The organism is Halorubrum amylolyticum (assembly GCF_004114995.1).
Taxonomy (GTDB): Archaea; Halobacteriota; Halobacteria; order Halobacteriales; family Haloferacaceae; genus Halorubrum; species Halorubrum amylolyticum.
The window spans coordinates 1-13,082 of the sequence record NZ_SDJP01000048.1; the positions used below are offsets into that span (position 1 = coordinate 1).

General features: G+C 59.1%; 15 protein-coding genes. 7 read left to right on the top strand and 8 right to left on the bottom strand.

Going from position 1 to position 13,082, the window contains the following annotated elements:
* The 5 genes from ESO89_RS17495 to ESO89_RS17515 all read right to left on the bottom strand — a co-directional run.
* Positions 1–1,218 (bottom strand): HAD-IC family P-type ATPase (locus tag ESO89_RS17495; protein WP_164932832.1); only part of this gene is annotated, 1,218 nt, incomplete at its 3' end.
* Between the two features lie 132 nt (positions 1,219–1,350).
* Positions 1,351–1,548, bottom strand: coding sequence for a heavy-metal-associated domain-containing protein (locus ESO89_RS17500; RefSeq protein ID WP_004594582.1), 198 nt, complete (start codon positions 1,546–1,548; stop codon positions 1,351–1,353).
* A gap of 146 nt (positions 1,549–1,694) precedes the next feature.
* Positions 1,695–2,090 (bottom strand): hypothetical protein, encoded by a 396-nt coding sequence (locus tag ESO89_RS17505; RefSeq protein ID WP_004594583.1) that lies wholly within the window; start codon positions 2,088–2,090, stop codon positions 1,695–1,697.
* Between the two features lie 137 nt (positions 2,091–2,227).
* A complete protein-coding gene (locus ESO89_RS17510) occupies positions 2,228–2,503 on the bottom strand; it encodes a DUF7521 family protein (protein WP_004594584.1) in 276 nt (91 codons plus the stop codon).
* Between the two features lie 3 nt (positions 2,504–2,506).
* The gene (locus ESO89_RS17515; protein WP_092817278.1) at positions 2,507–2,857 is read right to left on the bottom strand and encodes an ArsR/SmtB family transcription factor; all 351 of its coding nucleotides are present in this window, start codon (positions 2,855–2,857) and stop codon (positions 2,507–2,509) included.
* Between the two features lie 114 nt (positions 2,858–2,971).
* Between ESO89_RS17515 and ESO89_RS17520 the strand changes: the two genes are divergently transcribed.
* The gene (locus tag ESO89_RS17520; RefSeq protein ID WP_092817279.1) at positions 2,972–3,532 is read left to right on the top strand and encodes a DoxX family protein; all 561 of its coding nucleotides are present in this window, start codon (positions 2,972–2,974) and stop codon (positions 3,530–3,532) included.
* A gap of 30 nt (positions 3,533–3,562) precedes the next feature.
* On the top strand, positions 3,563–3,961 hold the full coding sequence (locus ESO89_RS17525) for an SHOCT domain-containing protein (RefSeq protein WP_049986209.1): 399 nt from the start codon (positions 3,563–3,565) through the stop codon (positions 3,959–3,961).
* A gap of 11 nt (positions 3,962–3,972) precedes the next feature.
* On the opposite strand, the gene ESO89_RS17530 is transcribed toward ESO89_RS17525, so the two are convergent.
* A complete protein-coding gene (locus ESO89_RS17530) occupies positions 3,973–4,422 on the bottom strand; it encodes a universal stress protein (RefSeq protein ID WP_092817280.1) in 450 nt (149 codons plus the stop codon).
* Between the two features lie 184 nt (positions 4,423–4,606).
* Between ESO89_RS17530 and ESO89_RS17535 the strand changes: the two genes are divergently transcribed.
* Positions 4,607–5,107, top strand: a complete 501-nt coding sequence (locus ESO89_RS17535; RefSeq protein ID WP_004594590.1) for a CBS domain-containing protein — start codon at positions 4,607–4,609, stop codon at positions 5,105–5,107.
* A 68-nt stretch (positions 5,108–5,175) separates the two neighbouring features.
* Here the strand turns inward: ESO89_RS17535 and acnA are convergent, their stop codons facing one another.
* Both acnA and ESO89_RS17545 read right to left on the bottom strand, forming a co-directional pair.
* The gene (gene acnA / locus ESO89_RS17540) at positions 5,176–7,959 is read right to left on the bottom strand and encodes an aconitate hydratase AcnA (protein WP_128906703.1); all 2,784 of its coding nucleotides are present in this window, start codon (positions 7,957–7,959) and stop codon (positions 5,176–5,178) included.
* 71 nt (positions 7,960–8,030) lie between these two features.
* Positions 8,031–8,228 (bottom strand): heavy-metal-associated domain-containing protein, encoded by a 198-nt coding sequence (locus ESO89_RS17545; RefSeq protein WP_049938510.1) that lies wholly within the window; start codon positions 8,226–8,228, stop codon positions 8,031–8,033.
* A gap of 134 nt (positions 8,229–8,362) precedes the next feature.
* Between ESO89_RS17545 and ESO89_RS17550 the strand changes: the two genes are divergently transcribed.
* From ESO89_RS17550 to ESO89_RS17565, 4 genes are all read left to right on the top strand, one after another.
* On the top strand, positions 8,363–8,953 hold the full coding sequence (locus tag ESO89_RS17550; RefSeq protein WP_049986206.1) for an AsnC family transcriptional regulator: 591 nt from the start codon (positions 8,363–8,365) through the stop codon (positions 8,951–8,953).
* 94 nt (positions 8,954–9,047) lie between these two features.
* Positions 9,048–11,654 carry a heavy metal translocating P-type ATPase gene (locus tag ESO89_RS17555; RefSeq protein ID WP_004594598.1) on the top strand — a complete coding sequence of 869 codons (2,607 nt, stop codon included), beginning with the start codon at positions 9,048–9,050 and terminating at the stop codon, positions 11,652–11,654.
* A gap of 17 nt (positions 11,655–11,671) precedes the next feature.
* Complete coding sequence (locus ESO89_RS19570) at positions 11,672–11,896, top strand: DUF7123 family protein (protein ID WP_004594599.1); 225 nt, start codon at positions 11,672–11,674, stop codon at positions 11,894–11,896.
* A complete protein-coding gene (locus ESO89_RS17565; RefSeq protein WP_128906704.1) occupies positions 11,893–12,894 on the top strand; it encodes a DUF63 family protein in 1,002 nt (333 codons plus the stop codon). The genes ESO89_RS19570 and ESO89_RS17565 overlap by 4 nt, the downstream gene beginning before the upstream one ends.
* Positions 12,895–13,082 lie beyond the last annotated feature (188 nt).

Consider the following 13,082-nt stretch of genomic DNA (forward strand, 5'->3'; position numbering starts at 1 on the left):
GGCGAGCGACGTGTTGATCGCGACGACCAACGGGATGGCGAGTCCGAGGGCGTGTGGGCAGGCGATGACGAGCACCGTCACGACTCGCTCGATGACGGTCGCGTCGAACGAGACCGCGACGGTCCACGCAATCGCCGTCACGACTGCCGCCCCGAGCGCGACGTAGAACAGCCAGCCTGCCGCCCGGTCGGCCAGTACCTGCGTCTTGGACTTGCTCTGCTGGGCTTCCTCGACGAGACGCATGATGCCCGCCAGCGTCGTCTCCTCGCCCGTCGCGCCAACACGGACGCGGAGACTACCATCGCCGTTGATGGTGCCGCCGATGACCTCGTCGCCAGGCTCCTTCGAGACGGGCTTGGACTCGCCAGTGATCATCGACTCGTTGACGTCCGAATCACCTTCCTCGACGGTGCCGTCAGCAGGGACACTTGCGCCCGGCCGGACGAGCACGAGATCGCCTTCCGAGAGCTCCCTGACGGGAACCTCCTCGGTTTCTCCGTCGTCGGTAATACGCTCGGCGGTGTCTGGCATCAGTTTCGCCAGTTCGTCGACCGCGCTGGAGGCCCGCCGGACCGACCGCATCTCGATCCAGTGGCCCAGCAGCATGATGTCGATCAGCGTGACGAGTTCCCAGAAAAACGCAGACTGCGTCGGGAAGACCACGCTCGCGAGACTGTAGACGAACGCGACGGTGATCGCCATCGAGATCAACGTCATCATCCCCGGCGACCGGTCTTTCAGCTCCGGCACCGCCATCTGGAGGAACGGCATCCCACCGTACGCGAAGACGATGACCGCGAAGACGGGGTTGATCCACTCGCTGCCCGGGAACGCGGGGACGGAGAACCCGAGCCACTCCTGCAGCATTTCGCTGTATAGCAGGACTGGGATCGACAGGAGCGTCGAGACGAAGAAGCGCCGGCGGAACATCTGCTCGTGGCCCTCGTGCATCCCGCCATGCCCCTCACCGTGGCCCTCATGGGAACCGTGGTCGTGTCCTTCGCCCTCGTGTCCAGCGTGCTCGTGCTGCTCGTCGAGCACCGTCTCACTCTCCGCAGCAGGGTGTGCCTCTTCTTCCAGTAGCTCCTGTTCTACCCGCTGCTCGTCCGACTCGGCGTCCGATTCATCCTGCTCGCCGTGTTCGTGCTGGTGACTGCTGTCGTCCTGCTGGTGTTCCCCTCCAGGGGGATTCTCATTTGTATCTTTGTGGTCGTCCATAGCCCATATTCTCTGTAGAGGTGGATCCGCTGGCCCCCTGAATCTTCCCCACTGAAACTGTACAGCAGGACCAGCGTAGCGAAGCTTCAAAGACAACGGTTGGCCGTTGTCTCGGAGTGGTCCGCGCGATTCTCAGGCGTAAGCGGTGTACCCGGCGTCTTCGACGGCCTCCACGAGAGCTGTGACATTTGCCTCACCATCGACGCTCGCCTGTTCGCTCTCCCTGTCGACGGTCACGTCAGTCACGCCGGATACCTCTTCGAGGGCCTCTTCGACCGTCTGCTCACAGTGACCGCACGTCATGCCTTCCACGATGATCGTCGTCGTCATACAGGGATACACACGGCCTCCTCTCTTTAGCGGATTTCCCCTTCGATCATACTGATATCGTGGGGCTCAAACTTTAGATTCAAAGTGATACCTGCGGCCGTAACGAACTAGACATCGGATGCGCCAGGTGTCAATAGCGAGGTGGCTCAAGTATCGTTGTGACGCTCTCTGTACGTCTTCGCCGCTAAAAAGACATAGAGTGCGCCGATAGCCCGAATGCCCAAGCGGAATCGCTCGTTCCATTCTATCGACTCTGGACGCTCGTACAGGAACGCGGTGGCAAATCTCTGATACAGGTCGGGAAATAAGAGGACTATCGCACCGAACACGCCGGTAAGATTCATCAGCAATGCGTATGCTCGCCCGTTAAAGAGTGAAAGCGCAGCTATCAGAACACCCTCCGACCGGACTGCTGGACGTATCCACCCTCTCACTGTTCCCTCGTCTGGATTCGAAATGGCGAGTTTCTCGAAGAGCTCGACGATTTCGTCCGGGAACAGCGCTGAGATAGCGCCGAGGACACCGACGAGTGTTCGAATCATACGATATGGTACGACCGATATGGATATAACTCCCACTGCGACGCTACACTATCGAGAACGAGGGGAGTCCGAACAGTAGCGGCTTCGAACCGGGCACGACGCGCAGAGGCCGCTTGTCGAATGGGCGTCCTGAATCCTTATGGATTCGGGGCATACAGGGCGTAGAGGATAGACAGCATCCCGGCTGCGGTGACGAGTGCTGCGACGAATCCTGCTTCGAAGATCGACACCTGGAGGAGTTCGAAGAGGACGCCTTCAAGGAGGCCGCCAAGCCCGACCAATGCGAAGCCGGCGGCGACGTACAGGAGTAACTGCGTGTGATGTCGTTGGTACCCGCGATAGGCCTGATATGCGATGACCAGTGCTAACGCGGTCGTGAACAGTTTGCCGATGACGAATAGCGTGTGGTCCATGATTCAGTCTCCCCGCATTTCCTCGAAGATGGTCGTAATCCGGTCGGCGGGGTCAGGCTGGATGTCGATGTTGACGTCGAAGCCCTCCGCCTGCAGGAGGATTTCGATGCGTTCGAGGCGCGCCTCATACTCGCTGTAGTGCCGTCCCCCGGGGTCGACGTGCGTATACTCCTCGAGGAGGCCCTGCTCGACGAGGCGGGTGACACGGCGCGAGACGGTCGGGCGTGACATGTCACATTCCTCGCTGAGCTCCTTCGCAGACAGGCGGTCGGTCTTCGTCGCCACGAGGATGTCGCGGGCGTACTCGTCGTCGAGTGTCGCGAAGATTTCCGACGGGTCGGCCTCCTCAGTCACACGTCTCTACTCGCGACAGGAGCGTAATATAGCCCGCCGATTTTCTGACCCAGAACGCCGGCTCGCCGTTATATCGTCTCTGCCTCCGTACTGATAGTTGAAGGTGCAATAACTATGTCCACACTCGACTCCGGCATGAATCAGCTCGAGAGCAGAGTCGGCGGTCTGACCGTCGGCGGGAAAGTTCACAGTCTCAGTGCGTGGTTCGTGCTCGCGCTCCGTCTCATGATGGGCTACGCGTTCGCGTACTCCGGGTTCACGAAGATCACCGGCGAGTTCGCCGCGGGCGGTTACCTCACGAACGTCGCGGCGACGAACGGCAACCCGCTCGCGGGGATGTTCGCGTGGATGGGGAGTACGCCGTGGTTCGTCGAGTTCGCGAACGTGGCCGTCCCGTGGGGCGAGCTGTTCATCGGCCTCGGCCTGCTCGTCGGCGCGTTCGTCCGCCTCGCGGCGTTCTTCGGCGCGCTCATGATGCTCATGTTCTACTTCGGGAACTGGGACATGAGCCACGGGTTCATCAACGGGGACTTCGCGTACATGCTCGTGTTCCTCGCGGTCGCCGCGTTCGCCGCGGGCCGCATCCTGGGCCTCGACCAGTACATCGAGAACTACGACGTCGGTGGCGAGACGCTCGTTGAGCGCTACCCCGCCCTCGAATACATCCTCGGCTAACCACGCCGAACTCTCTTCAGGAGTACAATAATGCAAAATCCAATTCAAGCACGCGGGATTCGTTCTCTGGGACTCATCGTCATCGGAGCACTGACGCTAGCCGTCATCATTGGAATGACTCTGACGCACGCTGCTGTTCCAGATACAGTGATGTGGGACTGGCATGACGGGATGTGGAATGATGGTCACATGGCCGGGTGGGGAATATGGAGCTGGGGGATGATGTTGATCGGTTTGCTGTGGATGGCACTTCTGATCGCCCTTCCCGTCTACATCGTCTACTGGCTGACAACGCGGTCGCCATCGGACGGCCCCACCGAGGATAGCGCACTCGCTGTCCTCCAGGAACGGTACGCTCGCGGCGAAATCGACGACGAGGAGTTCGAACGCCGGCGCGCCCGACTCACGCCTGACGGCGGCCGTTACTGACTGTTCTTCCCCTATTCGTCGACTTCCGTCTTCACGACGGTCGCTGGGCGGGTCGTCAATCGAAGGACGCGGTCGGTCACGCTTCCGAGCAAGGCCCGGTATTCTTCCGGCCGGTGTTTCGTTCCAAGTACAAGTAGATCCATATCTTCGGCATCAGCATACCGTACAATCGTCTCAGCCGGTCGGCCGTGCTCAATTGCTTTGACAACATTGACACCGACCTCCTTCGCTTTATATTGGATGTCTGCGATTGTTTCCGTTCCAAGTTCTTCGAGGCCATGTTCTGGGCCTTCGGCTTCATCAACGTACTCGTCACCGCTGTATGCTGTTACGACGTCCTCATCGACTACATACAGAACATGAAGATCGGCATTATGGGCCTCTGCTAGCGCGATAGCATGGGATTCAGCTTCCTCAGAAGCAACTGTCCCGTCAGTCGAGAGCAAAACCGTATCGTACATTTCTCTTTACTTATTGAGACTAGATTATAAAAGCCAGCGCTCTTGGATAGTGGCGTAGCTGGTAACACTTTTTGTAACTTCACAAAGTTTGGAGATTGTCGTCTCTCACGGTTGAAGAGTGGAGGATTTCTATGACGACCAGCTGATGCTAAGCTATTTCCTGTTATGAGTCGTACTGATTAGCATGGGTACCAGACCAACTGACCTCCGGATGGATATTGGTCGTATTGCTGATGAGTCGGTCGCCCGTGTCACGCCTGACGCCACGGTTGCCGAGATCGCTCACACGATGATCTCCCAATCGCGGTGTGCCAGGTACGTGGTCGTCGAAGAATCCGATCAGATCTCTGGTATCATCACCGATCGAGACCTGATTGCTAACCTGCTCACCGAGGAAAGCGAGTTAAGTGTGCTCACAGCCGAGACGAGTGGAGACGACGTACGAGCTGCTGACGTGATGACGCGTGACCCACTTACTGTGCCAGCAGATGCTGAGATTCCAAAAGTCCTGAGACAAATGAACGAAGCGGGTGCTCGACACGTCCCGGTTGTTGAAGACGGGAGCGTTATCGGGATGATCACTCTGGACGATTTAATTACGCATGTTGCTGGTGAGAGCGCACACGTTTCAGCTCAGATGGATAACGTAGCGGGCATCATCCGAACAGAGTCTACGCACGATTGAAACGCTAATTTGGACTCAAAGTTTTTCGTGTTGCTTGTGCTTCCAGAAATAGAGTCAGTTGAGAGAGATTATCGCATGAGGAGCCGTCTAAGGACGTAGTGGAGGATGCCGCCGTGTTCGATATAGGTCACGGCGGCCGGCGTGCCGACCTGTGCTGTGACCGGGAACTCGACAGTCGACCCGTCCGCGCGCTCGGCGATAACGGTCAGTTCGTCCATCACATCGAGCCCGTCATCGAGGCCGTGGATCGTGAAGATCTCAGACCCATCCAGACCGAGAGATTCCCACGAGTCGCCATCATCGAACTGCAGGGGGAGCACACCCATGCCGACGAGGTTGTCGCGGTAGATGCGCTCGTAACTCTCGGCGATGGTTGCGCGAACACCGAGTAGGTCCGTTCCTTTCGCCGCCCAGTCCCGGCTGGAGCCGGTACCGAACTCTTCGCCTGCCATCACGACGAGCGGGACTCCCTCCTCGCGGTAGCGCTGGCTGGCTTCGAACACGGTCGTCTGCTCGTCGGTTGGGTGGTGGATCGTATAGCCACCCTCGACATCGTCGAGCATCTCGTTCTCGATGCGGACATTGGCGAACGTTCCCCGCATCATCACCTCGTGGTTGCCCCGGCGCGCGCCGTAGGTGTTGAACTCGTGCGGCTCAACGCCGTTATCGAGCAGCCACTGGCCGGCAGGGAGGTCAGATCCGAAGGGGCCAGCAGGGCTGATGTGGTCGGTCGTAACGGTATCGCCGAGTGTCAGCAGGCAGCGTGCATCCTCAATATCGGCGACGCCGGGTTTTTCGAGGGGGAAGTCCTGGAAGAACGGCGGCTCTCGGATGTATGTCGAGTCGTCGTCCCACTCGTAGACGTCACCTGTGGGCGCGTCGAGAGCAGCCCACCGCTCGTCACCCTCGAACACAGAGGCATACTTCTCCTCGAACATCTCAGGAGAGACGTTCTCGTGGATTGCTGCCTGCACGTCCGCTGCGTCGGGCCAGATGTCCGCCAGATACACCGATCCCCCCTCCTCGTCGGTGCCTAGCGGCTCGTTCTCGAGGTCGACGTCCATCCGCCCTGCGAGGCCGTAGGCGACGACGAGCGGCGGGCTCGCGAGGTAGTTCGCGCGGATCTTCGGGTGAATACGCGCCTCGAAGTTCCGATTTCCGGAGAGGACGCTCGTCGTCCAGAGGTCGTGGTCGTCGATCGCTTGCTCGATGGGATCGGGAAGTGGTCCGGCGTTCCCGATACAAGTGGTACAGCCGTAGCCGACGACCGCGTACCCGAGCTCTTCGAGATACGGAAGCAGGCCCGATTCCTCGAGGTACTGCGTGACGACGCGACTGCCGGGTGCGAGACTCGTCTTGACGTACGGCGGGACATCTAAACCTTTCTCGACGGCGTTCTGGGCAAGCAGACCAGCAGCGATCATCACCGACGGGTTCGAAGTGTTCGTACAGCTCGTGATGGCGCTGACGAGGACGTCTCCGTGTCCAATTTCCACTGTCTCACCGTCGAGGTCGACCTCAACGCGTTTGGTTAACGGGTGCAGTTCCGATTCGGGTTCGACCTGAACACCGCCGTCCGTCTCCGCACCAGCTGCATCACCTTCGCCGAGCCACCGCTGTAGGGCGTCTTCGTCGACATCATCGAGGTCGTCTTCGAACTCCCCGTGGAGAAGTCCCCGGAAGCTCCGTTTCACGTCCCCCATCGGAATCCGGTCCTGTGGCCGCTTGTGTCCGGCGAGACTCGGCTCAACAGTCGAAAGATCGAACTCGACCACCTCGGTGTATTCCGGTTCCTGTTCTCCGAATAGCCCTTGCGCTTCGAGGTACTCGCGAACAAGGTCGATGTGGGCGGGGTCACGCCCGGTGAGTTCGAGATACTCGAGCGTCTGCTCGTCGACCGGGAACATACTGATCGTCGAGCCCTGTTCGGGCGCCATATTGGCGATCGTGGCCCGGTCGGGGACTGTGAGATTCTCCACACCAGGACCGAAGAATTCGACGAACCGGTCGACGACGCCGACCTCGCGGAGCCGTTCGGTGATGTGGAGCACGAGATCCGTCGCCGTCGCGCCCTCGGGTAATTCGCCTTCGAGGCGGACGCCGACGACCTCGGGAAGTTTCATCGTGACCGGCTGACCGAGCATTGCCGCTTCCGCTTCAATGCCGCCGACGCCCCAGCCGACCACACCGATGCCACCGATCATTGGGGTGTGGCTGTCCGTGCCGACGAGTGTGTCCGGCAGGAGCCATTTCTCACCGTCTCGCTCGCGGGCGTGGACGACCCGGCCCAGATGCTCGAGATTCACCTGGTGGACGATGCCGGTCCCCGGCGGGACGACGTTGAAGTTCTCGAAGGCGTTCTGCGCCCACTTGATCGCGCGATACCGTTCGGCGTTGCGCTCGTACTCCAGTTCGACGTTCTTCTCGTAGGCGTCCTCGGAGTCGAAGTAGTCGACTTGGACGCTGTGGTCGATTACGAGATCAATAGGGATCTCTGGTTCGACCAGGGTCGGGTCCCGATCTTTGCGGTCGACTTCGGATCGAAGGGCCGCCAGGTCGACAACTGCGGGCACGCCAGTGAGATCCTGTAGGACGACTCGTGATGGAGAGAACGGAACCTCTGCGTCCGGTACGTCTGGCTTCCAGCCAGCAGCATTCTTGACATCCGCTGCAGTAACAGTTTCGCCGTCGGCGTTCCGGAGCACCGACTCAAGCAGAATACGGATGCTCACAGGGAGCGTGTCGAGGTCACAGAGCCCCTGCTCTTCGAGTGCTCGAAGATCGGCCATCTTGTACGTCGTCCCGTCGACGTCGAGCTCGCGGACGGCATCGAACGGAAGTGTATCAGTCATAGTATCTACACCTGGGATTGGCAGTCGTATCAATCCCTCTCCGAATCCGATTCGACGAGAATCGGGATTTGTTACGCAGAGGCATCGTATCCAGCGTCTTCGACCACAGTCACAAGCTCATCCCGTTCAGCGGACCCCTCGACCGTCGCGGATTCTGAGTCACGATCCGCAGTAGCAGACGTAACCCCCTCAACTTCTTCGAGTGCCTCTTCGACGGTCTGCTCGCAATGTTCACAGGTCATTCCTTCGACGGTGATTGTCTGAGTCATATCCATTCGTAGATAGGGGCGAGTATTCTATGTGGTTTTCTGCTTAGAATCCAATGTTGTCGCAGCCCTGGATCACCGATTTCGAAGGTGTGTTGTGGGCAACAATAATGTATCCTGCGAGACGAAGCGGTCGTATGCGCAATTTGGATGAAACCGACTTAGAAATCCTCTCGTTACTCGCTGATGACGCCCGCCGCCCGTTCAGCGATATTGGCGAGGAGGTCGACTTGTCGGGGCCAGCCGTGTCTGACCGGGTAAAGCGATTACAGGAAGCTGGCATCATTAACAACTTCACGATTGACGTCAACCGGGCTCATCTCCGAGCTGGTGTACCGGTATTTATTCAGGCCGAAATCGGCTCAGCGTCGTTGGAGGCCGCCCGCGAGCGGGCTCGAGAGTCAGATGGCGTTGAACACGTCTTCACGACCTCCGAAGGAGATCTTTGGTTCTATGCCCGTGTTGAAGCCCAGAACGTACGTCAGTGGGTAGATGGACTCTTTAACGAGATCGATGTAGCAGATTACACCGTCACGCTAATTGACGAGCTTGAATGGACGCCGTCCGTTGATGGCGTCGAATTTGCACTCACCTGTGCTGAATGTAACAATACCGTTGATAATCAAGGTGAAACGACGAGAATCGACGGAGAGATCTATCACTTCTGTTGTCCGTCCTGTCTCACACGGTTCGACGATCGGTATCAGCGACTCGAAGAGGGAGCGTAACGCTGTCTTTGGAATCCAAATTTTCCTGCAGTCGAAACCCCGCCTCTCGAAGCAGTAAATCGCCTAAACCTAGACCCCGTATAGTAGAACAAGCATGACAAGCCAAACAATCCATCTTGATATCACGGGAATGTCCTGCGCCAACTGTTCGGCGACGATCCAGGACACTCTCGAATCGCTCGACGGGGTATCGGAGGCGGATGCGAACTTCGCCACCGACGAGGGTTCCGTCACCTACGACCCTGAAGAGGTATCGCTCAAAGAAATCTACGACGCGATCGACGAGGCCGGGTACGGCGCAGTCTCTGAGACGGTAACGATTGCCATCTCCGATATGACCTGTGCCAACTGCGCCGAGACCAACCAAACCGCTCTTGAAAATATTCCGGGCGTCGTTAATGCGGAGGTCAATTACGCAACCGACGAAGCACAGGTCACCTACAATCCTGCGGAAGTATCTATTGGTGCGCTGTACGATGCTATCGAGGAGGCTGGCTACTCGCCCGTCCGCGAAGATGGTGCCGACGAAGAGTCGGGCCAGGACGCACGAGATGCCGCCCGTCAAGCCGAAACTCGGAAACAACTCAGGTTGACCCTCTTTGGGGCAGTGTTATCGGCACCGTTGCTCTTCTTCCTCATCGACAATTATCTGCTCGGTGGCGCGATCGTCCCTGAAGCCGTCTTCGGTGTGGAACTTGGCTGGGTTGAGTTCCTCCTCGCCACGCCGGTACAGGCGATCCTCGGCTGGCCGTTCTATAAGAACTCGTACAAGGCGATCGTGAAGAACGGCCGCGCCAATATGGACGTGCTGATTGCGATCGGTTCAACAACGGCCTATCTATACTCTGTGGCAGTCCTTGCTGAACTCATTGCAGGTGGACTTTATTTCGACACGGCAGCCCTCATCCTCGTGTTCATCACGTTGGGTAACTATCTCGAAGCTCGGTCGAAGGGCCAAGCGGGTGAGGCCCTCCGAAAGCTCCTCGAAATGGAAGCCGAAACGGCGACCATTGTCCGCGAGGACGGCAGTGAAGAAGAAGTTCCGCTTGAAGAGGTCACAACTGGTGACCGGATGAAAATTCGTCCAGGTGAGAAGATTCCCACAGACGGTGTCGTTGTCGACGGTCAGTCTGCCGTCGACGAGTCAATGGTCACTGGCGAATCTGTGCCTGTCGAGAAAGAGGAGGGCGATGAGGTCGTCGGCTCGACGATTAACGAGAACGGCGTCCTTGTCGTGGAGGCGACGAAGGTTGGAGAAGACACGGCCCTCCAACAGATCGTCCAGACAGTCAAGGAGGCCCAGTCGCGCCAGCCCGACATCCAGAATCTCGCCGACCGCATCTCCGCGTACTTCGTGCCTGCGGTCATCGCGAACGCCCTTCTCTGGGGTGTCGTCTGGTTCCTGTTCCCCGAGGCTCTCGCTGGCTTCGTCGACTGGCTCCCGCTGTGGGGTCAGGTTGCTGGCGGCCCGGCCCCGGTCGGTGGGACCGTTTCAGTCTTCGAGTTCGCGATAATTGTCTTCGCGTCCTCGATCCTCATCGCCTGTCCCTGTGCGCTGGGGCTGGCGACGCCCGCAGCGACGATGGTCGGGACGACGATTGGTGCCCAGAACGGCGTCCTGTTCAAGGGCGGTGACATCCTCGAACGAGCGAAAGACGTCGATACAGTCGTCTTCGACAAGACGGGCACACTCACCGAAGGGGAAATGGAACTCACCGACGTGGTCGTCTTTGATAGCGATGGAAATGTGGTGACTGACGGTGGCGAGCCGACCCCAGATGGTGGACAGCTCAGCACCCGTGAGCGCCTCTCAGAGGATGATGTGCTTCGACTGGCGGCGATAGCTGAAAGCGGCAGCGAACACCCGCTCGCCCGTGCAATCGTCGAAGGGGCCGAAGAACGCGGCCTGGACGTGACTGAGCCTGACGACTTCGAGAACGTTCCGGGCCACGGGATCAAAGCAGTCATTGGTGACAGCGAGGTGCTGGTCGGCAACCGCAAGCTGCTGCGGGACAACGGGATCGACCCCTCTCCCGCTGAGGAGACGATGGAACGCCTCGAGAACGAGGGGAAGACGGCGATGCTGGTCGCCTACGAGGGGGAGCTCGTGGGTGTGGTCGCCGACGCCGACACAGTGAAGGAAAGCTCCAAGCAGGCTGTCACAGCACTCCAGGAGCGGGGAGTTGACGTGATGATGATTACGGGCGACAACGAGCGAACTGCCCGTGCGGTCGCTAAACAGGTGGGTATCGACCCGAAGAACGTCCGCGCAGGAGTCCTTCCTGAGGACAAGTCCAACGCGGTCGACAGTATTCAAGACGAGGGCCGGCAGGCGATGATGGTCGGTGACGGCGTCAACGACGCTCCGGCACTCGCGGTCGCACACGTCGGGACAGCAATCGGCTCCGGCACCGACGTCGCCATCGAAGCTGCAGACGTCACGCTGATGCGAGACGACCCGCTCGACGTGGTAAAGGCGATCCGAATCTCAGACGCGACACTCCAGAAGATCAAACAGAACCTCGTGTGGGCGCTCGGTTACAACACGGCGATGATTCCGTTAGCGTCGCTCGGCCTCCTCCAGCCCGTGCTCGCTGCAGCAGCAATGGCGTTCTCGTCGGTGTCGGTGCTGACGAACAGTCTCCTGTTCCGGCGGTACACCCCCGATCACGACTACAAGCTCTTCGGATTTCTTCGCTAACCGTCACCTCTAGATCAATGTCGAATATTTCCCGGCACACGGTTCGAAGGTACCTCGTCGAGACAGCCAGTAGCGAACCGACATACCTCCGGGCTCGCGAGATTGCCAGCGACCTCGACGGATCTCCCAAGGCAGTCGCGCAGTACCTCAGCCAGCTCCAGGACGAACTCACAATCGTTTCACTCGAACAGTGGGGGCGCTCGAAAAGCACGACGTGGCGATTGGAGGTGAACGGGTCGTGAGTACTGTCACCCGCCGCGTCGAGACTGTCCTTCCGGAGACCGGCTCACGCGAGTGGTGGGCGCTGTACCTGCTGGCCCCGCTCGTCCTTCTCGGTGGGGGCATCCTCGTGTTTCCGACGTTGGTCTACGACCGGTTCATCTGGCAGTATCTCTGGGGACCAGTCGTCGCCGATGCGGCCGGTCAGCCAGTCACGCACGAGGGGATTCGTGCTGTCCAGGGCTACAACGCGGTGAACACGGTAATCTACCTCGCGGCAGTCGTATACAGCCTCCCCGGACTACGTGCGTATCTCGACCAACTCGACGTCACGTTCGACGCACGACTGGCCTACGGGTTCGCTCCGATCATCATCGCAGGTGGGGCGATGCGCGCCCTCGAGGATCTCGGGCTGCTCGGGGACTACGCGGTGTGGTTCATCACGCCATCGATTTACATCGTCGTCACCGCTGTCACCATCCTCGCGCTCGGTGTCGGTGCACTCTTGCGTGACCAAAATATCGGATCTATCCCGCTAACAGTCGGGCTCGTCGGGTCGGTGTGGGCTGTCGGGGCCGTCTGGTGGGCTGTTTGGCACGGCCTCTCGACATCGACCCCACTCAGCCTATGGGTTCCTGTCGCGACGACGGGGATAGCGCTCGGCGTAACCGCACTCTACTACTGGGGCACGAGTTTCGCCAATATCACCCACCTTCGACACCCGCTAATTCTGCTGGCCGTTTTCGGCCAGTTGTGGGACGCTGCGCAGAATCTCATCGGTGTGACGTTCCTCGGCTACTCCCCAAAGCTGGTCGTGACGAATCTCGTGTACCAGGCGACTGGATTCTCCGGATCGACGTTCGTGCTGAAACTCGTCGTGACTGTCGGCATCGTGTGGTATCTCGCCGATGCGAAAGAGGAGATGAATCACACGTGGTGGTGGCTTATGACGTTCTTCATCGGAGCGATCGGACTCCCGATGGGCGTTCGTGGGTCACTTCGGATGCTGTTGGGAGCTTAACGATGGCCTCAAAGATTGGCAAAAACCGATGACTCGAACGTCCAAAATTGCGGTAATAGGTGGAGGGATGGCCGGGCTTGCAGCAGCTGCTGGATTCGACGAGTCGTCCGCCCGAGAGTGTTGGTGTAGTGTGTCATTGTGATCGTTGAGTCAGTAAGTCGAATATCTATCGTGTCAGACGAGGATCC